Genomic DNA, 24,453 nt, shown 5'->3' with positions numbered 1-24,453 from the left:
ACGCGCGTCAGGAGCTGAGGGCAGTCTCGACCTGCTGGGCGTAGAGGGAGGCGTAGAGACCGCGGCGCTCGAGCAGCTCGAGGTGGGTGCCGGACTCGACGATGCGGCCGCCGTCGACGACGTGGATGACGTCGGCCGAGACGACCGTCGAGAGGCGGTGCGCGATCGCGATGGTGGTGCGGCCGCGGGCGGCGTCGTCGAGGGCGGTCTGCACGATCCGCTCCGAGACGGTGTCCAGCGCGCTCGTCGCCTCGTCGAGGATGAGCACGGCCGGGTCCTTCAGCAGCACCCGCGCGATCGCGAGGCGCTGCTTCTCGCCGCCGGAGAGCCGATAGCCGCGCTCGCCGACGAGGGTGTCGTAGCCGTCGGGGAAGGACGCGATCGTGTCGTGGATGTTCGCGGACCGCGCGGCCGCCTCCAGTTCCTCCTGCGTCGCTCCGGGGCGCGCGTAGCGGAGGTTGTCGGCGATCGTCGCGTGGAAGAGGTACGTCTCCTGGCTGACGATGCCGATGTGCGAGACCAGCGACTCCTGCCGCAGCTCGCGGACGTCCGCGCCGGCGAAGCGGACCGACCCTTCGGTGACGTCGTAGAGCCGGGGCACGAGGTACGAGATGGTCGTCTTGCCCGCACCGGAGGGCCCCACGAAGGCGACGAACTGGCCGGGCTCGATCGAGACCGAGACGCGGTCGAGGGTCGGCCGGACGTCGTCGGTCTGGTCGGGGTAGCGGAAGACGACCTCGTCGAGCTCGACCCGGCCGAGCTCGCCGTCGACGTCGCGGGCGCCCGCACGGTCGGCGATCGCGGGCTTCAGGTCGAGGTACTCGAAGATGCGGGCGAAGAGCGCGCCGGCGGTCTGCAGGTCGAGCGCGACGCGCATCAGGCCCAGCAGCGGCCACATCAGCCGCGCCTGCACGGTGGTGAAGGCGACGACGGTGCCGGCGGTGACGGTCGTCCCGCCGAGGATCAGCCAGGCGGCGACGAGGTAGACGACCACGGGGATCACCGAGAGGAAGATCTGCACGGTCGCGAAGAACCACTGCCCGGACATCTGCTGGCGGACCTGGAGCTCGATCTGCCGGCCGTTCTCGTCCGCGTAGCGGGTGACCTCCGACTCCTGGCGGCCGAAGCTCTTGGCGAGCAGGATGCCCGAGACGCTCAGCGTCTCCTGCGTGATCGCCGTCATCTCGGACAGCGACTCCTGCGTCTTCGTGGCGATCCGGGCGCGGACCTGGCCGACCCGGCGCTGGGCGATGACCAGGACCGGGGTGAGCACCACGGCGACGATCGTCATCTGCCAGGACAGCAGGAGCATCGCGACGACCGCCGCGATCACGGTGACGGTGTTGCCGAGCACGCTCGAGACGGTGTTGGTGAGCACGCTGGCCACGCCGCCGACGTCGTTCGCGAGGCGCGACTGGATCACGCCGGTGCGGGTGCGGGTGAAGAAGCCCAGCTCCATCGCCTGGAGGTGGCGGAACAGCCGGATCCGCAGCTCGCCCATCACGCTGTTGCCGACGGTCGCGGTGAGGAAGGTCTGCCAGACGCCGAGCACGGCGGAGACCACCCAGATCAGCACCATCACGCCGACGAGCTCGAGCAGGACGGGGAAGTTCGGACGGCCGCTCTCGGGGAACAGCCCGCGGTCGAAGGCGAGCTGGGTGAGCAGCGGCGGGACGACGGTGAGCGCGGCGCCGACGAGCACCAGGGCGACGGTGAGCATCAGCTTGGTGCGGTGAGCGCGGAAGAGCGAGGCGATCCGGGAGAAGAGGTGGTCGATCCTCGGGGCGTCGGAGTTCTTGCGCCGCTGGGCGTCGGGGTCGCTGCTGGAGATCTTCCCGCGCACCGCGCCCGCGCGCATCCCGCCGCCGCTCGCGACGTCACCCATCCTGCTCATCGCTCGACCATAACCCCGCCCGCCGACACCGCCCGCGGCTTCCGCCCACGGCGAAGATGTGCTCAGCGGCGGGCGCTCGGCGGCGACCCTGCCGACCATGTCGGGCCGCGTTCGCGGACTCGACTCACCGAGTCTCGATACGCCGCGGCCCGCGGCTGCTCGACCAGCATGGAGGGGACCACGTCCGCAGGCCGCCGGTCGGTCCACCGCCTGGCCGGCGCGATCATGCTGGTCGAGTAGCCGCCATCGGCGGCGTATCGAGACCCACGCGGACGAAGGAAGGCCCGGGCCCTGCGTGAGCAGGACCCGGGCCTCCGGTGCGAGCGTCAGCCCTTGGTCGCGCCGGCCAGGAGGCCGCGGACGAAGAAGCGCTGGAGGGCGAAGAACACGATCAGCGGGACGATGATCGAGATGAACGCGCCGGCCGTGAGGAGCTCCCACGACTGGCCGTACGAGCCCGACAGGTCCTGCAGCGCCTTCGTGATCGGGAGCCCCTGCCCGGAGGTGAAGACCGTCGCGACCAGCAGGTCGTTCCAGACCCACAGGAACTGGAAGATGCCGAACGAGGCGATCGCCGGCACCGACAGCGGCAGCACGATGCGGAAGAAGATCTGGCCGTGGCCGGCTCCGTCCACGCGCGCCGCCTCGATGACCTCGCCGGGGATCTCCGAGATGAAGTTGTGCAGCATGAAGATCGCCAGCGGGAGCGCGAAGATCGTGTGCGCGATCCACACCTTCGCGTACGAGCCGTCCAACCCGTTCACCCCGAGCCCGGGCAGGATGTAGAGGTTGCCGATGCGCAGGCCGTCCGAGAACAGCTGCAGCAGCGGGACGAGGGCCATCTGGATCGGCACGATCTGCAGCGAGAACACGAGCACGAACAGCGTGTTCCGGCCCTTGAAGTCGATCCAGGCAAACGCGTAGGCCGCGAGGCTGGCGATCGTGATCGGGATCAGCGCTGCCGGCAGCGTGATGACCAGCGAGTTCACGAACGCCTTGCCCAGCGTCAGGCTGTCGCCCGAGTTCAGCGCGTTCGCGTAGTTGTCGAGGGTGAAGCCGGGGTTGGCGAAGATCGTCCACCAGCCGGTCGTCTTGATGTCGTTCGCGGGGCGGAACGACGAGATGAACAGCCCGAGGGTCGGGATGGTCCAGATCGCCGCGATGATCGCGGCCGCGAGGGTCGCTCCGCGCGAGGTGGTCGCCTTGCGGACCTTGCCGCTGGCCGCCTCGATCTTCGACTCGCCGCGGGCGAGCGAGCGCTCGGTGCTGCGGTCGACCGGAACCTGGATCGGAGTGGGCGTGACGCTCATCGGATCTCCCTCTGCTTGGCGAGCTGGCGGGCGTTGTAGACGACGATCGGGAGCACGAGCAGGAACAGGATGACCGCGAGGGCCGCGCTGTAGCCGCTGCGGGCGCCGAGCTGGAACTGGCGGACCATCTCGAAGGCGAGGACGGTGGTGTCGGAGCGGCCGCCGGTCATCGCCGAGACGATGTCGAAGACCTTCAGCGAGGCGATCGAGATCGTGGTCAGCACGACGACGATCGAGGAGCGGATGCCGGGGACGACGACGTTCCAGAACGACTGCCAGGCGTTGGTGCCGTCGAGTGACGCCGCCTCCAGCTGCTCGGAGGGCACGCCCTTGATGGCGGCCGAGAGGACCGTCATCGCGAAGCCGGCCTGCGTCCAGATCAGCACGACGACCAGGAACAGCGTGTTCCACGGCTCGAGGCCCAGCCAGTCGACGGGAGCGCCGCCGAACGCGGTGAGGATGCCGTTGAGGACACCGATCTGCTCGCCCTGGCGGGTGTCGTAGAAGAACTTGAAGATGATCGAGGCGCCGACGAACGAGATCGCCATCGGCATGAAGACCAGCAGCTTGAAGAACTTCTCGCCGCGGCTCTTGTCGATGAAGACCGCGTAGGCGAGGCCGATCGCGGTGGCGGTGATCGGAGCGAGGAGCACCCAGACCACGGTGTTGAGGAAGGCGGTCACGCCGTCGGGGCTGGTGAAGACCCAGATGAAGTTGTCGAGGCCGGCGAATCCGGAGCCGTCGTTCTTCATGAAGGCGTTCAGCGCGGTCGTGATCGTCGGGTAGATCAGGCCGATCAGGATGAAGAAGGCGGCCGGGGCCATGAACGCGATCAGCTGCAGTCCGTAGCCCGCGCCTTTGCGGGACCGGAAGTCGAGCAGGAAGAGGATGCCGCCGAGGACGGCCGCGACGACCGCGACCCACATGACCGAGTTGTACAGGCCGAACGCGAGCAGGAGCACGACCGGCAGGACGACGGTCACGGCGAGACGGAGGACCGTGTAGCCGGTGCCGCGCCGCGGGGCGATCTCGACGAAGAAGAGGATGATCGCGACGACCGCCGCGAACGCCAGAAGGATGATGGGGATCTGCGCGAGCGGGGGGATGCTCGCCAGCCACTGGAAGAAGCCGGACATGGACGCCCTTTCGAGTGCGACTCTGAACTCTGGTGAGGCCCGGTCCGGCCGGACCGCGGGTGCGATCGGGCCGGACGGGCATCGGTCGAGGGCCGCCGCTCCGAGAAGCGGCGGCCCTCCACCCGACTGCTAGGAGGTGTAGCCGGCCTGGATCTCCTCGAGGACCTGATCGGTGCTCGAGCCGTCGATCCAGTCGACCATGCCCTTCCAGAAGCTGTCGGCGCCGACGGACTTCGGCATGAGGTCCGAGCCGTCGAAGCGGAACGTGGTGTCCGGGTCCTGGAGGATGCCGATGGAGTCCTTCAGGATGTCGCTGCCGGCGTTCTCGGCGTCGAGGCCCGTGTTGGCCGAGATGACTCCGCCGAGCTTGACGCGGCTGTTGGCCCAGTCGGCGCTGGCCAGGTACTCCTGGACCTTCGCGGTGTCCTCGTCGTTCGAGAACGCGGCGACCATCTCGCCACCACCGGTGACGGCCTGGGGGTCGTCGGCGTTGGTCGGCGGGGTGAGGAAGGCCCAGACGTCGCCGTCCTCGGCCACGTTGGCGCCGGCCGAGATCAGGAAGCCCTCGAAGAACGAGGCCTGGTGGGTCAGGGCGCAGGTGCCGTTCGCGATGTTCTGCGCGACGTCGCCGAAAGCGGTCGAGTTGATCGAGGAGACGTCGCCGTAGCCGGCGTTGACCAGGGTCGGGTCGAGGAGGATCGAGCCGACGGAGTCGAACGCCGCCTTGATCTCGGGGTCGGTGAACGGGGTGTCGCCCGCGACCCAGGAGTCGTAGACGTCGGGGCCGGCCTCGCGGAGGACGGCGTCCTCGATCCAGTCGGTGCCCGGCCAGCCGGACGCCTCACCGGAGTTGAAGCCCGCGCACCAGGACGGTCCGCCGGTCTTCTCGGCGATGGTCTTGCCCAGCGCCTCCATCTCGTCCCAGGTGGTGGGAACGGAGACGCCCCACTCGGCGAACTTCGCCGGCGAGTACCAGATGTAGCCCTTGACGGACGCCATCAGAGGCGCGCCGTACTGCGTGCCGTCGACCTGGCCGTACTTCTGCCAGTCCTCGGACCAGTTGTTCTGGACCTCGGTCAGGGCGCCCTCGGGCAGCTCCTGGACCTTGCCGGAGGCGACGGTGTCGGCGAGCAGACCGGGCTGCGGGAAGATCGCGAGGTCGGGGGTGTCGCCACCCTGGACCTTGATGCCGATCTGCTTCTCGAACTCCTTGTCGCCGGTGTACTTGATGTCGATGCCGGACTCCTCCTCCCAGTCCGCCCAGGACTGCTCGAGAAGGGTGGCCTCGTCGCCGTTGATGGTGCCGTAGACGTTGACGACGCCGTCGGCGGTGCCGACAGTGCCGGCGGAGCTGCCGCCGCCGGCGTTGGGGTCGTTCGGGTCGCTGCTGCTCGAGCAGCCGGCGAGGGCGATCCCGGCCGCTGCGAGAACGGCGACGGGAAGGGTGATACGGCGGTGCAGGGATGACCGCATGGTTCCTCCTCATTGAGTGGTGGTTCAGCCGAGGGCCGGTGCCGTCCGGCGCGCCGGCGGGCTGAGGCGACTCGAAGCAGGTGCTGCGACGACTCGGATGCTGTTGGTGGTTCCGTGCGAAGACTCTCCGAGCGGAACACCGGGTTCGTGTGGGCTCGGGCCTCCACGGAGGGAAACCTTTCCACAAGTTCGATGAAAGCACAACGGCGCCGATAGAGCGCTCTCTGAGATAACGATCCGGCGACGAACCGCGGGAAACCGGGCCGCCCGCCGCGGGAGATCGATCTCGACGCTCCCGGTCGCGTCGCGCCCGGGGTATAACTTTCTGGAACCGTTTCCAGCATCGACGCCGGACGGACCGGGAGGAACGCCGTGCCAGGCATCGAAGAGGTCGCCGAGCTCGCCGGAGTGTCGAAGGCGACCGTGTCGCGCGCTCTCAGCGGCCGCGGCTACGTCTCCGCGGGGACGAAGCAGCGGGTCGAGCGCGCCGCGTCCAGCCTCGGCTACGTCGTCTCGGCGAACGCCTCGAGCCTCGTCACCGGTCGCAGCAACAACGTCGCGGTGATCATCCCGGTGATCAACCAGTGGTTCTTCGGCGGCATCATCGAGGGCATCGAGCACGCCCTGCTCGCCGCCGGCTACGACGTGCTCCTCTACAACATCGACAAGCACCACGACGCGCGCCGGAGCGTCTTCGAGTACTACCTCGTCCGCAAGCGCGTCGACGCGATCGTCGCGGTGACCCTCGAGATCTCCCCGGACGAGACGGAGGCGCTGCTCGCGCTGGGCAAGCCGATCGTCGGGATCGGCGGCTCCCTGCCCGGCATCCCCACCTTCAGCATCGACGACGTCGCCGCGGCCCGCCTCGCCACCGAGCACCTGCTCTCGCTCGGGCACGAGCGAGTCGTGCACATCGGCGGGCTCACGGAGGAGGAGATGGACTTCCACGTGCACACGAAGCGGCACGAGGGGTTCCGCCAGGCCCTCGCCGCGGCCGGACTCGAGCAGGGGCCCGGCCACTTCGTGCCGACCCGGTTCGACATCCCGGGCGGGCACCGCGCCGGGCGCCAGGTGCTCGGCGACCCTCGGACCCGGCCGACCGCGATCTTCGCCGCGTCCGACGAGATCGCGATCGGGATCATCCTCGCCGCCCGTGAGCTCGGGCTGTCGGTGCCGGAGGACGTCTCGATCATCGGGATCGACGACCACCCGCTCGCCGAGCTGTTCGGCCTGAGCTCGATCCGGCAGGATCCGCGGCAGCAGGGCGAGCTCGCGGTCGCGCTGGTGCTGGAGGCGCTGGCGGCGCTCGGCCGGGGCGAGGCGCCGCCGCCCGCCCGGCACACGACCATCCCCGCCTCCCTCGTCATCCGCACCAGCACGTCGGCGCCGCGGGGAGCGAGAATCGGAGCATGAGCGACTCCGCCGCCCCCTCCCCCGTCGTCCGCGACGCCCCCGAGCGCTCGCGCTTCGAGATCTCCGTCGGCGGCGAGGTCGCGGGCTTCGCGGCCTACGCCCGCCGCGGCGACGAGGTGGTGCTGACGCACACCGTCGTCGACGACGCGTGGGAGGGGCACGGCCTCGGCAGCGTCCTCGCCCGCGCCGCGGTCCTCGCGGTGACGGACGCCGGCGGCACGGTCGTCCCCCGCTGCCCCTTCATCGCGGCCTGGCTCCGCAAGCACCCGGACTCGGGCGCCCGCGTCCGCTGGCCCGAGGACTGAGCCGAGGCGGCCGCGCTCGCCCCCTGCTGATCGAGCAGCCCGCGCAGCGGGCGTGTCGAGATCCACCACCGGCAACACTGACTGCTGATGATCGTGGGTCTCGATACGCCCCTCCGGGGCTGCTCGACCAGCATGGGAGGGAACCCCGCCGCTCACGCCGGCGGGGTGCGGGAGCCGATCTCCTGGAGCGACCAGGTGTTGCCGTCGGGGTCGGCGAAGTGGGCGTACTTCACGCCGCCCATGTCCTGCACGTCCGAGAGCTCGAGCCCGCGCCCGACCAGCTCGGCGCGTGCGGCGACGATGTCGTCGACGACGAGGTGCAGCCCGCGGACGACGCCGTCCTCCGGCCCGGGCCCCATCCCGGTGCCGATCACGATCGAGCAAGCGGAGCCGGGCGGCGTCAGCTGGACGATCCGCATCGACGGCGAGGGCCGGACGTCGTGGTCCACGTGGAAGCCGACGACGTCGGCGTAGAACGTCAGCGCACGGTCGACGTCGGAGACGGGCACTGGGACGAGTTCGAGTCGCATCTGCACGCGCTCATCCTGCACGAGTCGCTGACGGAGGTGGCTCTCGATGCGCCCCTCCCGGCTACTCGACCAGCATGCGTGCGCAGGAGGGCGCGGCGAACTCAGTCGCGCGGGGCGACGACGAGGCGCTCGTGCATGATCTCGACGGCGCGCTCGAGGACGCGGCGGTCCTCGGGGCGGAGGTCGGCGAAGATCGGCGTGAGGGCGTCGCCCAGCTGGGTGCGCCACGCGCTGAGCGCCGCGGCGCCGTCGGGGGCCAGGCGGATCTGCCAGGCCCGGGCGTCGGCCGGATCGGCGATGCGGTCGAGCCAGCCGGTCTCGACGAGGTTCTTCACGATCTTGGTCATCGTGGGCTGCGAGACGCGGCTCTGCGTCGCCAGTTCGCCCAGGCGCATCGGCCCCATCGACAGCAGCACCGAGAGGGTGCGCCAGACCGCCTGGGACTCCTGGTTGTCGGTGGCCTGCGCGGCGAGCCGGGTGATCCGGTGCGTCACCGAGACGAAGTCGCTCAGCAGCTCGCTCAGCGAGACCTCGCTGGGCGGCACGTCGCGCGCCGGCAGGCCGGCGAGCGGGTCGATTGCAGTCACCCGCCGATTCTAGAGGCTGCGTCCCGCGACACCGGGAAGGCAGGGCACCCCCGGTCGGGGCGGCGCAGCGGGAACGACGGCGCAGCGGGAACGACGCAGGGCGCCGCCTCCGAGGAGACGACGCCCTGCGCCGGTGGACCCGCCCGGAGGCGGATCCGTGCACCCGAAGCGGGTGCGAGGGGATTACTTGACGGTGACGGTCGCGCCGGCGGCCTCGAGCTGGGCCTTGGCCTTCTCGGCGGTCTCCTTGTTGACGGCCTCGAGGACAGCCTTGGGGGCGCCGTCGACGACAGCCTTCGCCTCGCCGAGGCCGAGGCTCGTGAGCGCGCGGACCTCCTTGATGACCTGGATCTTCTTCTCGCCGGCGGCCTCGAGCACGACGTCGAACTCGGTCTGCTCCTCGACCTCTTCGGCCGGGGCGGCCGGGCCGGCGACGCCGGCAGCCGCGACGGGCGCGGCGGCGGTGACCTCGAAGACCTCTTCGAACTTCTTCACGAACTCAGAGAGCTCGATGAGCGTGAGCTCCTTGAAGGCCTCGATGAGCTCGTCCTGCGTGAGCTTTGCCATGATTTTTCTCCTTGTTGTTTCTTGTCTACGAACCGCGTGCACGCTGCCTCCCGGAGGGAGACGTCAGCTCGCGGACTCCTGCTTCTCGCGCAGTGCCTCGACCGTGCGAACGGCCTTGGACAGCGGGGCCTGGAACAGGTAAGCGGCACCGAAGAGCGAGGCCTTGAAGGCGCCGGCGAGCTTGCCGAGCAGCACTTCACGGGACTCGAGGTCGGCGAGCTTGCCCACCTCTTCAGCGGTCAGCGGGTTACCGTCGAAGTAACCGCCCTTGACCACGAGGAGAGGGTTTGCCTTGGCGAAGGCACGCAGCGACTTCGCGACGGCGACGGGGTCGCCGTGCACGAACGCGATGGCCGAAGGGCCAGCGAGCTCGGCGTCGAAGGACGAGATCCCGGCGTTGTTCGCCGCGATCTTGGTCAGCGTGTTCTTCACCACGGCGTAGGTCGCGTGCTCACTGATGTCCTTGCGCAGCGTCTTGAGCTGAGCAACAGTGAGACCGCGGTACTCGGTCAGCAGAACGGCGGTCGAACTCTGGAACTTCTCCGTGAGTTCGGCGACCGAGGCTTCCTTGTTCGCCATGGGTACTCCTGTGAATTCTCGTGCCGGTAGCCCGAAGGCACGCAAAGAAAAAGGCTCCGGCGCAGGAGCGCGGGAGCCTGGGGATCGCGATGAACGCGGAACTGGTCTCTTGCACACCTGCGCGGGCCATTCGCTTCGCGAATCCTTCGTCCGGCGGCGATCCGCGGGGCCTGGGCCCTGCTCGTGCGCACACCGGAAACCGGCGGTCTTTGGCTTCGGGAAGCGTACGACGTCGACGGGCCCGTGCGCAAGTCGGCCCGACACGGGATGCTGGAGGGATGACCGGCTCGCCCTCCGCCTCCGACCCCGAACCCGGCGCGCACGACGGCGCCGACGCGGACGCCGACGGCACGACCGACACCGCGATCGCCGCCGTCGAGGGCGAGCTGAGCACCCTCTTCAACCGGGTGCGCGACGCGATGCGCTCGGCCGCCGAACGACTCCACCCCGAGCTCAGCACCGCGGGCTACCGGACGCTCGCCACCCTCGAGCGGCGCGGCCCGATGCACTCGGGCGCCCTGGCCGAGCTGCTCGAGACGGACAAGTCCTCGATCAGCCGGCAGATCTCGGCGCTGGACCGCCTCGGTCTCCTCCAGCGCTCCCCCGACCCCGACGACGGACGCGCGACGATCCTCTCCGTGCCGCCGGAGACCGCCGAGCGGATGCGGGCGATCCGCAGCTCGCGCCAGGCGCTGATGCACGAGGAGCTGCGCCGCTGGGAGGCGGGGGACGTCGAGCTCTTCGCCGTCCTGCTGCGCCGCATCACCGCCCTCGACATGCGCGGCGCTAGCACCGCCCCGACCGGGGGACAATCGGGCGCGGGCCCGGAGCCGACCGCGTAGCGTCGCGGGAGATGGAACAGCTCGCCCCTCCCTCCCTCCCTGCTGACGTCGACGGCGCCCTGGCGCTCGCCCGCACCCTCTCCGCGGACCCGCCTCGGCCCGGCACCGGCCGCACCGCCGAGCTGCATGCGCTGCTCGAGCGCCTCGCCCGGCACGACCTCGGCGTCGCCCGGGCGATCGAGCCGCATCTCGACGCGCTCGCGATCCTCGGCGAGGCGGGGCTGAGCGCCCGGGACGCCGGAGTGGACGACGACGCGGTCTGGGGCGTCTTCGCGGCGGAGGGCGGCGACGAGCCGCTCATCGCGACTCCCGACGGCGACGCCTGGCGGCTGGACGGCGTGAAGCCCTGGTGCTCGCTGGCCGGGCGCCTCGACGCGGCCCTGATCACGGCGCACGTCGGCGAGGGTGAGCGCCGGCTCTTCGCCGTCCGTCTCGGAGACGGTGCCGCGACCCCGGAGCAGAACGCCTGGCACGCGCGCGGCCTGTCCGAGATCCCCAGCGGACCGGTGCGCTTCTCCGGCGCCCGGGCTCAGGAGGTCGGCGCCCCCGGCTGGTACCTCTCGAGGCCCGGCTTCGCCTGGGGCGGCATCGGCGTGGCCGCCTGCTGGCTCGGCGGTGCCCGGGGCGTCGCCGCGGCGCTGGCCCGAGCGGCCGCCCGCCGCGAGGATCCGCACCTGCTCGCGCACCTCGGCGCGGTGGACACCGCTCTCTCCGCCGGCCGGCGCGCGCTCGACGAGGCATCGGCGCTGATCGACGCCGGCGAGGCCGAGGGGAGCCGCGGCTCGCTGCTGGCCAAGCGGGTCCGCGGCACCGTCGCGAGCGCCGTGGAGGAGGTCCTGCTGCGCGCCGGCCGCGCCCTCGGGCCCACTCCGCTCGCCCTCGACGCGGAGCACGCCAAGCGGGTCGCCGACCTCGCTCTCTACGTCCGCCAGCACCACGCCGAGCGCGACGACGCGGCCCTCGGCCGCGCGGTCCTCGCCAGCGGGGAGGCGGAGGAGTGGTGAGCCGGGTCATCGCCTTCGACGGGCACCTCGAGGGCACGCCCGTGGAGCACTGGCGCGAGGACGGCCGGCTCGATCGGCTCCCGGTGCTGTCCGCGGACGCGCTCCTCTCCGTCGACCGCGTGCTCGTCGTGGTCGCCCACGCCGACGACGAGACGCTGGGCTGCGGCGGCACGATCGCCCTCGCCCGCCGCCTCGGCGTCCCCGTGGACGTCGTGATCGTGACGGACGGCGGTGCGGCCCACGGCGCCTCCTCCCCCGGGGCCGCGGCCGCCCTCGTCGCCGAGCGGCGCGCCGAGGCCCGCGCGGCGCTCGACGAGCTCGGCGCCGGCATCGGCCTCGCCTTCCTCGACGTCCCCGACTCGGGCACGCCCGAGCACCGCGACCGGATCCTCGCGGACGTCCTCGCGCGCGCCGGCGCCGAGTCCGGCCGGGTCCTCCTGCTCTCCACCTGGACCGGCGACGGCCACCGCGACCACCGCGTGGTCGGCGAGGTCTGCACCGAGGCCGCCGACGCCCTCGGCCACCCGCTGCTCGCCGCGCCGATCTGGCTCTGGCACTGGGCCGCGCCCGACGACGCCGAGGTGCCGTGGTCCGCCCTCGTGCGCGTCGAGGCCGACGACGATCTGCGGGCGCGCAAGGCACGCGCCCGCGAGCGCTACCCGAGCCAGACCGCGCCCGGGCCGGCCGGCACCGCCCCCGTCCTGCACCCGCGCTTCGTCCGCGCGTTCGCCGGCGACGACCGCCTGATCCGGGTCCGCTGATGGCGACCCCGGGGCTAGCGCACGGCGATCCGACCGACAAGTGGCGGAGAGAAGCCGCGATCCTGCCTAGGCTCGGAGGCACGAGCGGGCGCGGCCCCGACGACGAGGACACGGGGATGAGCTACTTCGACGAGCTGTACGAGCGGCACGAGGACCCCTGGGGGTACACGAGCCGCTGGTACGAGGAGCGCAAGCGCGCCCTCACCCTCGCCAGCCTGCCCGAGCGGCGCTACGACTCCGTCCTCGAGATCGGCTCCTCGATCGGCGTGCTCGCCGAGGCCCTCGCCGCGCGGGCCGAGCACCTGCTCGCCCTGGACGTCTCGGCCGCCGCCGTGGAGCGGGCCGCCCGCCGCCTCGCGCCGCTCGAGCACGTGCGGGTCGAGCACCACGACATCACCCGCGGAGTGCCGGAGGGCCCGTTCGACCTGATCGTGCTCTCCGAGGTCGGCTACTACCTCGGCCGCGAGACGCTCGAGCGGACGCTCCGCGGGGTGCGCGACCGCCTCTCCGCCTCGGGCGAGCTGGTCACCGTGCACTGGCGGCACCCGATCGACGGCCTCGAGCTCGACGGCGACGCCGTGCAGAGCGCCGTCGCCGGTCTCGGGCTGCGGCGGATCGCCCGGCACGAGGAGGAGGACCTGCTCCTCGAGGTGCACTCGCGCGACGGCCGCTCGGTCGCCCGGCGGACGGGGCTGCTGTGACCCGGATCGAGCAGGTGCTGATCGTCGTGCCGGCCCACGACGAGGAGGAGCGGATCGGCGCCGCCGTCGCGTCCGTGCTGCGCAGCGCCGAGCACCTCGCCCTGGCGCATCCGCCGGTCGTGGTCCGGCTGATCGTCGCGGCCGACGGCTGCACGGACGCGACCGTCGAGCGCGCCCGGGCCGCCGGCGCCGAGGTGCTCGAGCTCGAGCGCTGCGGGGTCGGCGCCGCGCGGGCGGCCGGCATCGCGCACGCCCTCGGCACCGTCTCCGTGCCGGACGACCGGGTCTGGCTCGCGAACACCGACGCCGACACCGTCGTGCCGGAGGAGTGGCTGCTCGAGCACGTCGAGCACGCCCGCCACCACGACGCGCTGGTCGGCACCGTCCGGCCCGACCCCACCGACCTGTCGCCGGAGATGTACCGGCGCTGGCGGCGCACGCGCGAGCAAGAGGAGTCGGTCGGCAGCATCCACGGCGCGAACCTCGGGGTCCGCGCGAGCGCGTACCTGGCCGCCGGCGGCTTCGGCGGCGAGCCGCTGCACGAGGACGTCCTGCTGGTGGAGCGCCTGCACGCCGCGGGCGCGCGGGTCGGGGCGACCGACCGCGGCGAGGTGACCACCTCCGGACGCCGCCGCAACCGCGTGGACGGCGGCTACGGACCGTATCTGCACGACCGGTTCGCGGACGCTCCGGTGCACTGACGCTCCTCCGACCGCGCGGACCTCTGCTACAACGCGCGGGCGCAAGCAGATCGGCGACGCCGTTGTCAACGGTCCGGCCCTGAATTGTCACGGCATCCGCAGGAGAGTGGAATGGGGGCCGAGCACGACCCTGTGCTCTCTCCGATGGAAGGGTCACCGCATGAATCCCCGCCTCGTCCTGCTGGCGCTCGTCGCCCTCGCTGCGTACGTCTTCGGCGCCCGCGCCGGTCGCGGACGCTACGAAGAGCTCCGCCATCTCGCACTCGGCGTGTGGAACGACCCCGCCACGAAGAAGACGCGCAAGAAGCTCAAGAAGACCTCGAAGCGCGAGGCGAAGCACTTCACCGCGGTCGCCGACAAGGCACGCGCGAAGGTGCAGCGCTCACTCCGCTGATCGACATCATCTGCAAGGACGCCTTCACGACAGGCGTTGACGCTCGCACCGGAACGGCCGGTCGAGCACACTACGAAGGAGACACATCATGGGCATCATCGGTTGGATCGTTCTCGGCCTCATCGCCGGCGCACTCGCAAAGCTCATCCTGCCCGGCAAGCAGGGCGGCGGATGGATCATCACCATCATCCTCGGCATCGTCGGAGCCCTCCTCGGAGGATTCATCGGCGGCGCGCTCTTCGGGCGCGACGACCCGATGGGCTTCAACCTCGTCAGCATCATCCTCGCCGTCGTCGGCGCGATCATCGTTCTGCTGATCTACGGCGCGATCACCGGCCGCAAGTCCCGCGCGTAGTCACGCGACCCTCGAAGGCCCCCGGCATCCGTGCCGGGGGCCTTCGTCGTTCCCCGGCGCGGTGACGGCGCGGGGCGTCGTGGAACCGGCGCCGGTCGACCGCCGATGTTCGCGAGCCGCGCAAGGCCTTGCACCTGGGAGGCCGCGGGGCGTGGACTGTACTCCGGCCGCATGCTCTCCGATGCGGTCGATCCCCGGACGAAAGGACGCTCGAGTATGAGCACGGACGCGAACACTGTCCCCACGATCACCCTCAACAACGGAGTCGAGATCCCGCAGCTGGGCTTCGGTGTCTTCCAGATCGACCCCGCCGAGACGAAGGACGCGACCCTCGCCGCCCTCGAGGTCGGCTACCGCCACATCGACACCGCCGAGATGTACGGCAACGAGGCCGGCGTCGGCGAGGCCGTGCGCGCCTCCGGCCTGGACCGCTCCGAGGTGTTCGTCACCTCGAAGCTCAACAACGGCTTCCACGCCCGCGAGGACGCCCTGCAGGCGATCGACGACACCCTCGCCGAGCTGAAGTTCGACTACGTCGACCTCTTCCTCATCCACTGGCCGCTGCCGAAGGTCGGAGACTACCTGGAGACCTGGAAGGCCATGGAGGAGATCTACCGCAGCGGCAAGGCGAAGGCGATCGGCGTCTCCAACTTCCAGACGAACCACCTCAACCGGCTGCGCGCCGAGGCGACGATCGTCCCGGCTGTGAACCAGATCGAGGTGCACCCCTTCCTCACGCAGGACGAGCTCCGCGCCTACGGCGTCGAGCACGGCATCGCGACCGAGGCCTGGTCGCCGATCGCGCAGGGCAAGGTCCTGGACGACGAGGCGATCGTGCGCATCGCGAGCAGCGTCGACCGCTCCCCCGCGCAGGTCGTCCTCCGCTGGCACATCCAGCGCGGCGACATCGTCTTCCCGAAGTCGGTCACGCGCAAGCGCGTGGAGGAGAACTTCGCCCTCTTCGACTTCGAGCTGGACGACGAGTCGATGACCGCGATCTCCGCGCTCAACCGCGACGAGCGCACCGGCCCGAACCCGGACGAGTTCAACTACATCCCGAGCTGACGCTCGGCTCCTGAGCCGGCTCCTCCGGCTCGCACGAACGCCTCCGGCTCGCGGGATCCTCGGATCCCCGCGAGCCGGAGGCGTTTCCGCGTGCCGGGCGGTGGTGGCTACTGCGCGTCGCGCCAGGAGTGCTCGGGGGCGTAGCCGAGGACCTCGCGGGCGTGGTCGATCGAGAGCAGCGTGTCGTTCACGCCGAGCTCGCCGCGCAGCTCGACGCCGGGGAAGACCTCGGCGACCAGCTCGTCGTTCGGGCGGGTCATCACGGTGTCGGCCGCCGCGATGATGAAGCGGTCGAAGCCGGGCTCGCGGTGCGCGAGGGCCTTCTCGACCGCCTGGGCGCCGTCGCGGCCGTCGATGTAGCCCCAGAGGTTCCACTTGCGCAGCGTCGCGTCGGCGTCGAAGGACGGGAACTCGGCGTAGTCCTCCTCGTTCATCACGTTGGAGAAGCGCAGGCCGATGATCGTGAGGTCCTCGTGCCAGCGGCAGAGCTCGATCGCGAGCTGCTCCTCGAGGTGCTTGGTGAGCGAGTAGACCGACTCCGGGCGGGCCGGGTACTTCTCGTCGACCGGGATGTAGGGCGGCGGCACGTCGAACGGCAGGCCGAGCACGGTCTCGCTGGACGCGTAGACGATGCTGCGGATGCCCGCGCGGATCGCCGCGTGGAAGACGTTGAACGTCGACGACATGTTGTTCTGGAAGGTCGCGATGTCGGGCACGATACCGGGCGCCGGCACGGCCGCGAGGTGCACGACCGCGTCGATCCCCTCGTAGCGGTCGCCCACGGCCTGCAGGGCGTCGACGACCTGCCCGTAGTCGGTGATGTCGATGCTGATGACGCCCTCGCCGCGGGTTCCCGCGCGGTCGAGGACGAAGACGTCGTGGCCGGATTCGCGGAGGCGGGTGACGACGCTGCGGCCGAGTTTCCCGGATCCACCGGTGACTGCGATTCTCATGCCTCGAACGCTAACGGGCCGCGGGCCTGCGGACGAGGGGCTGGCGGATCAGCCCGCGACGTGGAGGGAGATGCCGCCGCCGACCTCGGGCGTGGTCTCGTCGGCGACGAGCTCGGTCCAGCGGCGCAGCACGGCGGCGCCGGCCTCGTCGTTGATCGCGCCGTCGACCACGAGGATCGGGTACGGCTTGTCCGGGACGCCCTCCGCGGGGCGCACGTCGACGTGGGCGACGTCGTAGGCGTGCTCGGACAGCCAGTCGGCCATCGCGTAGTCGCTGCGGGAGTCGCCGACCGTGCGCCAGCGCTGCGGGATCGGGCCGGTGGCGCCGAGCAGCTCGACGGCGCGCTGAGCGCCGAGGTCCTTGCCGAGGCGGTTCGACTCGATGTCGGTGGAGATCACGGTCGGGTCGATGCGGTACTCGACGGCGCCGGTGTCGTTCGGGTAGCGGATGCCGCGGCGCTCGACGCCGAGGCCGGCCGCGGTCATGATCTGCAGGGCGTCGGCGTCGAAGACGAGCTGGCGCTCGAGGTAGTCCTCGCTGGAGAGATCGACGAGCTGCTCGGCCGAGACCATCGCGCGCTTGGTCTCGTCGAAGAAGACCAGGTCGTCGTAGTCCTCGCGGATCATCCGCTCGAGGTCGCGGGCGACGGCCTCCGGAATCGCGAGCGACTCGTCCACGATCGGCTCGGAGGTGCCGCGGTAGTCGACGGTGAACCAGACGGCGCCCTTCTCGCAGACGCAGACGATGCGCGCATCGGCCGAGACGCCGCGCTCGAGCAGCGACGGCAGCACGCGCTCACGCAGGAACGCGTCGGAGCGCCCCGTGTTGAACACGAGCGGGATGCCGGCGTTGGCCAGCGTGACGAGGTCGTCGGCGATCGAGTCGATGGCGATCGTGCGGCTGATCGGGCTGGCGATCGGCCCGTCGACGTCGAGGAGCAGGCCGAGCGGAGGTGTGGTGGAGGTCATCGTCTCCATTCTGCCGTGCGCGCGCGACCGGCCGTCCCCGCGAGATGCCACTTGTGCACGCTTTCGACGGCGTGTCGCGTGCACAAGTGGCATCTCGCGGCGGGGAGGAGGTCAGTCCGTGGTCAGGACGAGGGTGCGTTGCGTGAGGGTGCCGTCGGGGGACTCGACGGCGAGGGTGATCAGTGTCTCGGCGTCGCGGCAGGGGACGGAGAGGGCGGAGTAGCCGGTCGCGGAGAGGTCGACGGGGTCGCCGGACTGCGCATCGGTCGTGCCGACGGCGAGACGGGCGGCGACGCCGCCCTCGGTCTGCCAGGAGAGCGCGACCGGGACGGAGGCGGTGCGGTCGCCGGCGCAGTCGATCGTCGCGGGCGAGGCGGTGAAGGAGAGGACGGCGGCGGCGGCGGATTCGGGGGCGGCCGAGGCGACGACTCCCTCGGTCGGGGAGGCGGCCGAGGGGGCGTCTGCGGCGGGGGCGGTCGTCTCCGCCGCGGGCCCGGTCGTCGCGGCCTCGGTGGGCGCGGTCGACGGGGCGGCGGCGGCCGAGGCGGAGGGGGCGACCGGGGTGGACGTCGGGGCGCCCGCGCCGTCGGCCGGGCGGACGAGGAGGACGATCGCGACGATCACGGCGACGAGGCCGAGGACCGCGAGGACGATCCCGAGGGTGCGGGCGGTACGGGGCGGCATCGGGACTCCTCGGTGGTGCGGGTGCTGTGGTGCGTCGGTGCGGAAGTGCGGGCGTTCGGAGGTGCGGAGGTGCGGTCGTGCGGCGTTGCGGTCGTGCGGAGAGAGCGAGGCGGGAGGGCCGGCGGATCGTGCTCGCCGGCCCTCCCGGGGCGGAGGCTACGCCTCCTCGGCCTCGCGGCGGCTGCGGGCGATCAGCAGGGCGCCGAGACCGAGCACGACAGCACCTCCCGAGAGCAGCAGCCAGGGGCCGGTGTCGACGCCGGTCGACGCGAGGCCGCCGGTGCCGGGCGTCGCGACGGGTGCCGCGGTCGCCGTGGCGGTGGGCTCCGGAGCCGCGGTGGGCGCGACCGTCGGAGCGGCGGTCGCGGTCGGCTCCGGCGTGGCGGAGGGCTCCGGGGTCACCGTCGGCTCGGGAGTCGCGGTGGGCTCCGGGGTCGCGGTCGGCTCGGGCGTGGCCGTCGGCTCGGGAGTCGTGGTCGGCTCCGGCGTCGCGGTCGGCTCAGGAGTCGCCGTCGGCTCCGGCGTCGCGGTCGGCGTCGCGGTCGGCTCCGGCGTCCCCGGCAGCTCGACGGCCGCGCCCTCGGGCGCCACGGCGAGCAGCGCTCGGGCGACGTCGCTGAACGCGCCGACCGGGTGGTTGCGGAAGACCGGCGAGGTGCCGAAGAGGAAGCCCTCGGTGCCCGACTCCGTCGCGAACGAGACGGCCGAGGCCTGCCCGGCCGCGTCGCTCCGGGACTGGCCCTCGGAGGCGACCCAGTGCCCGGCGACGAAGGTGTCCTCGGCGGCGTAGCTCTGCTCCACGGTCACGGATGCGTCGAAGCCGTCGAACCAGAGGGCCGGCGAGACGAAGGCGGTGTCCTGCGGGAAGTCGCCCAGGATCCCGTCGGCCGGGGTCTCGACCGAGACGATGCCGTTCGAGCCGCCGGTGCCGGTCTGCGCGGTCAGCGTCGCGAGGCCGAAGTCGGTCGCGAAGGCCGCTCCCGCTCCGCCGCGGCCGACCACGTCGCCGCCCGCCGCGAGGAACTCCTCGACGGCGGTGCGGCCCGCGGCCTGCTCCGGGGTGAAGGACAGCGCGCGGCCGAGCAGCAGCACGTCGGTGTCGGTGAGGACGGTCTCGCCCGAGGCGAGCGTCTCGGCCGTGACGGCGACCGCGTCGGCGAAGCCGAGCTTGGCCAGCGCGTCGCGGTCCTCGTGCGAGCCGGAGTAGGCGACGCGGACGGCGGAGAGCGCGGTGCCGTCCTCGTCCTCGATCCGCTCGGCGGTGGTCGCCGTGAAGTCGACGCCGAACTCGGCGGCGGCGGCCTTCGCGGCGGCGAGGCCGTCGGCGTCGGCGCGGAGGGCGATCGTGCCGTCGGCGAACTGCTCGAGCGCGACTCCGGCGCCCAGGAGCGCGTTCACCGCCTGGTACTCGAGCACGCCGCGCGGCTCGAAGGCGAGGTAGCCGGCGTCCGCGGGGACGCTGCCGCTCGGAGCGACCGCGGTGACCGGCTCGAGCTCGACGGCGGGCATCGGGTCGAGCGTGGAGCCGACCGGGATCACGTCGGCGCCCCAGAGCAGCGAGAGGCTCCAGGCCGAGACGTCGTACATCTCGGGCACGCGGTCGGAGATGTCGGTGCCGTCGGCGAGCAGCACGTTCGCGAGGCCGCGGACGGGCTGGTGCATGTCGACGACGTAGGAGCCGGCCTGGTAGGTCGTGCCGCCCGCGGTCATCGCCGTGGTCGTGCGGTCGACCTCGACGCCGTGCGCGAGCAGCTGCGCGACGAGGGTCTCGGCGTCGGACGCCGAGCGCTGGGCGTCACCGGCGGGGATGACGTAGGCGCGGGGGTACTCGGTCGTGTAGACGTCGGTCTCGTCCCAGATCTCGGTCCACTCGGTCGGCGTGCCGGCCGGCAGGTCCGAGGCGGAGACGTCGGCGGGGATCTCGACGGCGGGGGCGCCGGTGACGCCGCGCTCGAAGATCTGCACCTGGTTGCTCAGCAGGGCGTCGCGGTTGGCCTCGATGTAGTCGACCGAGGCGTCCATGACGATCCCGGCGACCTCGATGTCGATGTCGGCGTTCGCCTGGCCCTCGGCGATCTGCTCGGGCGTCTCGTTGTCGGTGCGGCCCAGCGGCAGCTCGACCGTGTTGGTGATCGCGCCCTGGAAGGCGACGTACTGCGGCGCGAAGATCGGGGGCCAGTCGTCCCAGCCCGCGCGGATGTCGCGGTAGGGGATCAGGATCTGGCCCGTGTTCTCGGTCGTGACGCTGCCGTCGGCCGCCTTGTAGGTGTTGCCGGGCACGTCCGCCTCGACGACGCGGCGCTCGATCTCGAGCGCGGTCGCGTAGGCGTGCGGCAGGAACAGGTCGTACTCGTAGTTCTCGCCGTGCGGCGGGCCGCAGGGCTCGACCTGCAGGATGCCGGTGTAGCCGTGGATGTCGATGAAGTAGGTCGGCTGTAGGACGCTGGAGAGGTCGCGGATGACGGCCGCCTCGTTGGTCGCTCCCGTGATCATGTCGCGGTTGGGGTCGTAGCCCGCCGCGACGGCGCGCTGGCCGAGGGCCCGGCCGTCGGGGTTGTTGGTGACGGTGAAGTAGAGGCGGTTGCCCTCGAGGAGCGCCTCGGTCTCGGCGTCCTCGGCGGTGGCGACCTTCTCGATGTAGTCCAGGATCGCGTCGGATCCCTCCCACTCGTTGCCGTGGATGTTGCCGTTGAACCAGGTCGGCACCTTGTACTCGGCCATCAGCTCGGCGTCGGCGGCGGCCGCCTCCGGCTCGTTCTTCAGGCGATCGCGCCACTCGGCCTGCTGCGCGGTCTCGGCGGCGGACTCGGGTGCGGTGACGGTGACCAGGTAGATGTCGCGGCCGAGGCCGGACTTCCCGACCACCTGGGTCGAGACGCGGTCGGAGCGCGCGGCGAGGTCGTTCAGCGCCGGCGCGATCTGGTCGTACGGCGTGACGCCGCGGGTCAGCGAGGCGTCGGTCGGATCGACCGCGACCTCGGTGAGGGCTTCCCGGTAGGGGTAGCTCGCGGGCTCGGTGATCGGCGCCGAGGCGGGGCGGACGAGGTCCACCCGCTCGAAGGCGGAGGGTGCGGCGGCGGTCGGTGTCGCGGTGGTGGTCGCTGTCGCGGCGGGCGCGATCAGCAGACCGGCGGCGGCGAGCGCGAGGGCCGCGCAGCCGGAGGTCAGGGCGGTGCGTGTTCTCAAGCGGAGTTCTTTCGTGTCGGAGGTCGGCGCGGACGAGGCTCCGCGCTCGCTCCTGCGTCATCGACCTCGGAGCAACGTGTGAACCCTCTCAGGAACCTAGGCCACCCGTGTTTCCGGCACGTGTCACGCCCGCCCCCCCCTCGCGAGATGCCACTTGTGCACGCGACACGCCGTGAAAGGCGTGCACAAGTGGCATCTCGCGCCGGGGGTCAGCGGGGTCAGCCCAGGAAGAGGGAGAGGAGGAGGACCATGCCGAGGGCGAGGACGGAGGCGAGGGAGACGCCGACCGTCACGGACTTGAGGGCGCCGCGGACGGACTGGCCGAGGAAGCTCTGCAGCAGCCAGAAGGTGTTCGAGGTGACGTGGATGCAGAACAGCGCGCCGGAGCCGGCGGCGAGCGCGATCAGCAGCGGGTCGAGTCCGAGGGTCGCGGCGACCGGGGCGACGACGCCCGCGGCGGTGATCGCCGAGAGGGTGACCGAGCCGACGGCGATGTGCAGCACGGCCGCCATCACCCAGACCAGCAGCAGCGGCGCGGAGGCGTTCGCCGAGAAGTAGCCCTTCAGCACCTCGCCGAGGTCGCCCTCCGCGATCACCGCGGCGAGCGCCCCGCCGACGCCGGTGAGCAGGAAGATCTGGCCGCCGTCCTGGAAGCCCTTCGCCACCGCCTTCTCCATCCGCGCCGTGCCCGCGACCGAGCGGCCGACGAGCCCGGTGGCGATCACGGCGAGCAGCAGCGCGATCACCGGGTTGCCGAGGAACTGCAGCACCGGCACCTCCGCGCCCGCGACCGAGAGCACGGCCTGAGCGGCGATGAGCAGCAGCGCGAGCAGCATCGGGGCGAACAGCAGGAGCAGCGGGCGCTCGCGCGGGGCGTCGGCGTCGTGCGCGACGGCGGAGTCGAGCGCTCCGGCGGAGTCACGGCCACCGTCCGTCCCGCGCTCGCCGCCGTCGGACGGGCCTCCCGCGGATCGTGCGGACCCAACCGAGGCCGACCCGCCGGCGGCCTCGCCCTCCACCCGCTCCCCCGCCGGCACCGTGGCGAGCCCGGCGGTCTCGTCGCGGACGACGAGCTGCTCGTCGCGCGCCGGGTCCCAGAAGCCCATCCGGAAGGCGAGCGACATCAGCAGGATCGTGACCACCACGGTCGGCGCGACCACGACGAAGCCGCCCAGCATCATCACGCCGAGCGGCACCCCGAGCAGCCCCGCGAGCGCCACGGCCGCGAAGCCCGGCACCATCATCACGATGCCCATCTCGAGGCCGACGGCGAAGGTGACCGCGACGATCCCGGTGCCGTTCCGGCCGAGCCGCGGCGCGATCCTCCGGGCGAGCGGCGCCGCGATGACGATCAGGGCGTCGACGAAGATCGTCTGCAGATACGTGGCGAAGGACAGCCCCAGCGCGTAGGGGATGCCGCGCTTGCCGAAGACCCGCAGCAGCCCCTCGACGAGGCGCACGACGGCGCCCATCTCGTTGAGCATCGCGCCGATCAGGACGCCCCAGCCGATCAGGAGCCCCGCCTCCATCATCACCTCGCCGAAGCCGCGGGTCATGGTCGAGACGGTGTCGACGGGACCGAGCCCGGTCAGCAGCCCGATGGCCGCGGCGCCCACGGCGAGCGCGAGCACCGGATTGAAGCGGAAGCGGACGATCGCGACGACGACCACGACGATGACCAGGGCGACGACGCCGAGGGTGTACCACTCCGGCATGACGCCTCCTCCGCCCGCGGCGGCGCGGGTTCTCACACCCTAGGGGTGCGCGCCGCCGCCGCGGGAGTCGGCGGGCCGCATCGGCGAGTCGCCCGGGAGGGCTCGTTCTCCAGCCCGGGAACGAGCCTTCTCGGGCGACTCAGGAGCTCCGGGCCTGCGCGACGGGGGCTCGGCGTCGCGCAGGAGGAGGGAATAGCGTGGCGGGATGGCACTGACGCTTCCCGAGCCCCGGCTCCCCTCGCTCCTCGACTCCCCGGTGCTGCGCTGGGGAGTCCTCGCCCCCGGCTCGATCGCCGGCACCTTCGTCGACGCGCTGCAGAAGCACACGCGGCAGCGGGTCGTCGCCGTCGGCTCGCGCTCCCAGGAGCGCGCGGACGAGTTCGCGCGGCGCTTCGGCGTCGAGCGGGCCTCGGCCGGCTACGAGGCCGTCGTGAACGACCCGGAGGTCGACGTCGTCTACATCGCCTCGCCGAACTCGGAGCACGCGCGCCAGGCCCTGCGCGCGATCGCCGCGGGCAAGCACGTCCTCGTCGAGAAGCCGTTCGCCACCACGGCGGGCGAGGCCGAGATGATCGTCCACGCCGCGCGCGACGCCGGCGTCTTCGCGATGGAGGCGATGTGGATGCGCTACCTGCCGCAGATGGACGTCGTCCGGCAGCTGCTCGCGGACGGCGCGGTCGGCGCTCCCGCGCTGGTCTCCGCCGACTTCGGCGCCGCGTTCGCGTTCGACCCGGCCAGCCGCATCTTCGATCCGGCGCTGGCGGGCGGCGGCCTGCTCGACGTGGGCGTCTACGCCTCCTCGTTCGTCTCGATGGTGGCCGGCGCCCCGCAGAGCACCGTCGTCGCCGGCGCCCTGACCTCGACCGGGGTGGACGCGATGGCGACGATCGTCGGGCGGCACGCGCACGGCGTCCAGTCGGTCGCCACGTCGACCGTGCTGGCCGACACCCTGCACGCCGCGAGCGTCGCGGGCAGCGAGGGGCGGATCGACGTGCACCCGTCGTTCTGGACGCCGAGCGGCGTCACCCTGACCCGCGGCTCCGAGAGCGCCTCGTGGCGTGACGAGACGGGGCTGCAGGGCGGCGAGGGCCTCGCCTGGGAGGCGGTGCACCTCGCGCAGTACGTGGCGGAGGGGCGCACCGAGTCGCCGGTGCACCCGCTGGACGAGACGGTGCAGGTGGTGCGCACGCTGGACGAGGCGCGCCGGCGCCTGGGCGTCGAGGTCTGACGCGCGGAAGTCCGATCTGCAGGTGATCCGGCCTCCCCGCGCCGCTCCTGCGCGGAGGAGAGCGCCTTCCGGGCGGGGTCGCCCGCGGATCGAACAGGCAC

24 protein-coding genes are annotated in these 24,453 nt (G+C 71.9%); 11 read left to right on the top strand and 13 right to left on the bottom strand.

The window, feature by feature from the left end; all coding sequences use genetic code 11:
* Nucleotides 1-7: 7 nt before the first annotated feature.
* The 4 genes from HRK28_RS11565 to HRK28_RS11550 all read right to left on the bottom strand — a co-directional run bounded on the left by HRK28_RS11565 (nt 8) and on the right by HRK28_RS11550 (nt 5,813).
* A complete protein-coding gene (locus tag HRK28_RS11565; RefSeq protein ID WP_173252002.1) occupies nt 8-1,885 on the bottom strand; it encodes an ABC transporter ATP-binding protein in 1,878 nt (625 codons plus the stop codon).
* 335 nt (nt 1,886-2,220) lie between these two features.
* Entirely contained in the window at nt 2,221-3,204 is a 984-nt protein-coding gene (locus tag HRK28_RS11560; protein WP_160090584.1) for a carbohydrate ABC transporter permease, read from the bottom strand.
* Complete coding sequence (locus HRK28_RS11555) at nt 3,201-4,340, bottom strand: carbohydrate ABC transporter permease (protein WP_173251609.1); 1,140 nt, start codon at nt 4,338-4,340, stop codon at nt 3,201-3,203. Before HRK28_RS11555 ends, HRK28_RS11560 begins: the two co-directional genes overlap by 4 nt.
* 129 nt (nt 4,341-4,469) lie before the next feature.
* Nucleotides 4,470-5,813 (bottom strand): ABC transporter substrate-binding protein, encoded by a 1,344-nt coding sequence (locus tag HRK28_RS11550; RefSeq protein WP_160090586.1) that lies wholly within the window; start codon nt 5,811-5,813, stop codon nt 4,470-4,472.
* A gap of 372 nt (nt 5,814-6,185) precedes the next feature.
* Between HRK28_RS11550 and HRK28_RS11545 the strand changes: the two genes are divergently transcribed.
* Both HRK28_RS11545 and HRK28_RS11540 read left to right on the top strand, forming a co-directional pair.
* Nucleotides 6,186-7,226: a LacI family DNA-binding transcriptional regulator gene (locus tag HRK28_RS11545; RefSeq protein ID WP_160090587.1), complete on the top strand. Its 1,041-nt coding sequence runs from the start codon at nt 6,186-6,188 to the stop codon at nt 7,224-7,226.
* Nucleotides 7,223-7,531 (top strand): GNAT family N-acetyltransferase, encoded by a 309-nt coding sequence (locus HRK28_RS11540; RefSeq protein ID WP_160090588.1) that lies wholly within the window; start codon nt 7,223-7,225, stop codon nt 7,529-7,531. Before HRK28_RS11545 ends, HRK28_RS11540 begins: the two co-directional genes overlap by 4 nt.
* 152 nt (nt 7,532-7,683) lie before the next feature.
* On the opposite strand, the gene HRK28_RS11535 is transcribed toward HRK28_RS11540, so the two are convergent.
* From HRK28_RS11535 to rplJ, 4 genes are all read right to left on the bottom strand, one after another.
* Entirely contained in the window at nt 7,684-8,067 is a 384-nt protein-coding gene (locus tag HRK28_RS11535) for a VOC family protein (RefSeq protein WP_367948409.1), read from the bottom strand.
* Between the two features lie 95 nt (nt 8,068-8,162).
* Entirely contained in the window at nt 8,163-8,648 is a 486-nt protein-coding gene (locus tag HRK28_RS11530) for a MarR family winged helix-turn-helix transcriptional regulator (protein WP_243732947.1), read from the bottom strand.
* A gap of 183 nt (nt 8,649-8,831) precedes the next feature.
* Complete coding sequence (gene rplL, locus HRK28_RS11525) at nt 8,832-9,215, bottom strand: 50S ribosomal protein L7/L12 (RefSeq protein ID WP_055791021.1); 384 nt, start codon at nt 9,213-9,215, stop codon at nt 8,832-8,834.
* 63 nt (nt 9,216-9,278) lie between these two features.
* Entirely contained in the window at nt 9,279-9,794 is a 516-nt protein-coding gene (gene rplJ / locus HRK28_RS11520; RefSeq protein WP_123447792.1) for a 50S ribosomal protein L10, read from the bottom strand.
* Between the two features lie 278 nt (nt 9,795-10,072).
* Here rplJ and HRK28_RS11515 point away from each other — a divergent pair, with 278 nt between their 5' ends.
* The 8 genes from HRK28_RS11515 (at nt 10,073) to HRK28_RS11480 (ending at nt 15,617) form a co-directional block, all read left to right on the top strand.
* Complete coding sequence (locus HRK28_RS11515; protein ID WP_173251607.1) at nt 10,073-10,636, top strand: MarR family winged helix-turn-helix transcriptional regulator; 564 nt, start codon at nt 10,073-10,075, stop codon at nt 10,634-10,636.
* An 11-nt stretch (nt 10,637-10,647) separates the two neighbouring features.
* Entirely contained in the window at nt 10,648-11,640 is a 993-nt protein-coding gene (locus tag HRK28_RS11510) for an acyl-CoA dehydrogenase (protein WP_173251605.1), read from the top strand.
* Nucleotides 11,637-12,401, top strand: coding sequence for a PIG-L family deacetylase (locus HRK28_RS11505; RefSeq protein WP_173251603.1), 765 nt, complete (start codon nt 11,637-11,639; stop codon nt 12,399-12,401). The genes HRK28_RS11510 and HRK28_RS11505 overlap by 4 nt, the downstream gene beginning before the upstream one ends.
* 116 nt (nt 12,402-12,517) lie before the next feature.
* Nucleotides 12,518-13,102: an SAM-dependent methyltransferase gene (locus tag HRK28_RS11500; protein WP_160090592.1), complete on the top strand. Its 585-nt coding sequence runs from the start codon at nt 12,518-12,520 to the stop codon at nt 13,100-13,102.
* On the top strand, nt 13,099-13,803 hold the full coding sequence (locus HRK28_RS11495; RefSeq protein WP_173251602.1) for a glycosyltransferase family 2 protein: 705 nt from the start codon (nt 13,099-13,101) through the stop codon (nt 13,801-13,803). Before HRK28_RS11500 ends, HRK28_RS11495 begins: the two co-directional genes overlap by 4 nt.
* Nucleotides 13,804-13,963: 160 nt before the next feature.
* Nucleotides 13,964-14,197, top strand: coding sequence for a YtxH domain-containing protein (locus tag HRK28_RS11490; RefSeq protein WP_123447798.1), 234 nt, complete (start codon nt 13,964-13,966; stop codon nt 14,195-14,197).
* 88 nt (nt 14,198-14,285) lie between these two features.
* Nucleotides 14,286-14,552 (top strand): GlsB/YeaQ/YmgE family stress response membrane protein, encoded by a 267-nt coding sequence (locus tag HRK28_RS11485; RefSeq protein ID WP_056041656.1) that lies wholly within the window; start codon nt 14,286-14,288, stop codon nt 14,550-14,552.
* A gap of 216 nt (nt 14,553-14,768) precedes the next feature.
* Nucleotides 14,769-15,617 carry an aldo/keto reductase gene (locus HRK28_RS11480; protein ID WP_173251600.1) on the top strand — a complete coding sequence of 283 codons (849 nt, stop codon included), beginning with the start codon at nt 14,769-14,771 and terminating at the stop codon, nt 15,615-15,617.
* Between the two features lie 107 nt (nt 15,618-15,724).
* Here the strand turns inward: HRK28_RS11480 and HRK28_RS11475 are convergent, their stop codons facing one another.
* The 5 genes from HRK28_RS11475 to HRK28_RS11455 form a co-directional block, all read right to left on the bottom strand.
* Nucleotides 15,725-16,570, bottom strand: coding sequence for an NAD(P)-dependent oxidoreductase (locus HRK28_RS11475; RefSeq protein ID WP_160090595.1), 846 nt, complete (start codon nt 16,568-16,570; stop codon nt 15,725-15,727).
* A 48-nt stretch (nt 16,571-16,618) separates the two neighbouring features.
* Complete coding sequence (locus HRK28_RS11470; protein ID WP_173251598.1) at nt 16,619-17,539, bottom strand: hypothetical protein; 921 nt, start codon at nt 17,537-17,539, stop codon at nt 16,619-16,621.
* Between the two features lie 111 nt (nt 17,540-17,650).
* Nucleotides 17,651-18,223, bottom strand: coding sequence for a hypothetical protein (locus HRK28_RS11465; RefSeq protein WP_173251596.1), 573 nt, complete (start codon nt 18,221-18,223; stop codon nt 17,651-17,653).
* A 156-nt stretch (nt 18,224-18,379) separates the two neighbouring features.
* Nucleotides 18,380-21,409: a M14 family zinc carboxypeptidase gene (locus HRK28_RS20570; protein WP_173251595.1), complete on the bottom strand. Its 3,030-nt coding sequence runs from the start codon at nt 21,407-21,409 to the stop codon at nt 18,380-18,382.
* Between the two features lie 218 nt (nt 21,410-21,627).
* On the bottom strand, nt 21,628-23,124 hold the full coding sequence (locus tag HRK28_RS11455) for a GntP family permease (RefSeq protein WP_173251593.1): 1,497 nt from the start codon (nt 23,122-23,124) through the stop codon (nt 21,628-21,630).
* A 205-nt stretch (nt 23,125-23,329) separates the two neighbouring features.
* Here HRK28_RS11455 and HRK28_RS11450 point away from each other — a divergent pair, with 205 nt between their 5' ends.
* Entirely contained in the window at nt 23,330-24,352 is a 1,023-nt protein-coding gene (locus HRK28_RS11450; RefSeq protein ID WP_173251591.1) for a Gfo/Idh/MocA family protein, read from the top strand.
* Nucleotides 24,353-24,453: the final 101 nt, after the last annotated feature.

The sequence above is a fragment of the Rathayibacter sp. VKM Ac-2835 genome (genome assembly GCF_013266705.1).
GTDB lineage: Bacteria > Actinomycetota > Actinomycetes > Actinomycetales > Microbacteriaceae > Rathayibacter.
This window is presented reverse-complemented; position numbering and strand designations above follow the sequence as displayed.

Excerpts from the sequence above, each read along its gene's own strand:
- HRK28_RS11565 (WP_173252002.1), bottom strand. The coding sequence starts at position 1,885 with ATGGGTGACGTCGCGAGCGGCGGCGGGATGCGCGCGGGCGCGGTGCGC.
- HRK28_RS11560 (WP_160090584.1), bottom strand. The coding sequence starts at position 3,204 with ATGAGCGTCACGCCCACTCCGATCCAGGTTCCGGTCGACCGCAGCACC.
- HRK28_RS11555 (WP_173251609.1), bottom strand. The coding sequence starts at position 4,340 with ATGTCCGGCTTCTTCCAGTGGCTGGCGAGCATCCCCCCGCTCGCGCAG.
- HRK28_RS11550 (WP_160090586.1), bottom strand. The coding sequence starts at position 5,813 with ATGCGGTCATCCCTGCACCGCCGTATCACCCTTCCCGTCGCCGTTCTC.
- HRK28_RS11540 (WP_160090588.1), top strand. The coding sequence starts at position 7,223 with ATGAGCGACTCCGCCGCCCCCTCCCCCGTCGTCCGCGACGCCCCCGAG.
- rplL (WP_055791021.1), bottom strand. The coding sequence starts at position 9,215 with ATGGCAAAGCTCACGCAGGACGAGCTCATCGAGGCCTTCAAGGAGCTC.
- rplJ (WP_123447792.1), bottom strand. The coding sequence starts at position 9,794 with ATGGCGAACAAGGAAGCCTCGGTCGCCGAACTCACGGAGAAGTTCCAG.
- HRK28_RS11515 (WP_173251607.1), top strand. The coding sequence starts at position 10,073 with ATGACCGGCTCGCCCTCCGCCTCCGACCCCGAACCCGGCGCGCACGAC.
- HRK28_RS11510 (WP_173251605.1), top strand. The coding sequence starts at position 10,648 with ATGGAACAGCTCGCCCCTCCCTCCCTCCCTGCTGACGTCGACGGCGCC.
- HRK28_RS11500 (WP_160090592.1), top strand. The coding sequence starts at position 12,518 with ATGAGCTACTTCGACGAGCTGTACGAGCGGCACGAGGACCCCTGGGGG.
- HRK28_RS11490 (WP_123447798.1), top strand. The coding sequence starts at position 13,964 with ATGAATCCCCGCCTCGTCCTGCTGGCGCTCGTCGCCCTCGCTGCGTAC.
- HRK28_RS11485 (WP_056041656.1), top strand. The coding sequence starts at position 14,286 with ATGGGCATCATCGGTTGGATCGTTCTCGGCCTCATCGCCGGCGCACTC.
- HRK28_RS11480 (WP_173251600.1), top strand. The coding sequence starts at position 14,769 with ATGAGCACGGACGCGAACACTGTCCCCACGATCACCCTCAACAACGGA.
- HRK28_RS11475 (WP_160090595.1), bottom strand. The coding sequence starts at position 16,570 with ATGAGAATCGCAGTCACCGGTGGATCCGGGAAACTCGGCCGCAGCGTC.
- HRK28_RS11470 (WP_173251598.1), bottom strand. The coding sequence starts at position 17,539 with ATGACCTCCACCACACCTCCGCTCGGCCTGCTCCTCGACGTCGACGGG.
- HRK28_RS11465 (WP_173251596.1), bottom strand. The coding sequence starts at position 18,223 with ATGCCGCCCCGTACCGCCCGCACCCTCGGGATCGTCCTCGCGGTCCTC.
- HRK28_RS11455 (WP_173251593.1), bottom strand. The coding sequence starts at position 23,124 with ATGCCGGAGTGGTACACCCTCGGCGTCGTCGCCCTGGTCATCGTCGTG.
- HRK28_RS11450 (WP_173251591.1), top strand. The coding sequence starts at position 23,330 with ATGGCACTGACGCTTCCCGAGCCCCGGCTCCCCTCGCTCCTCGACTCC.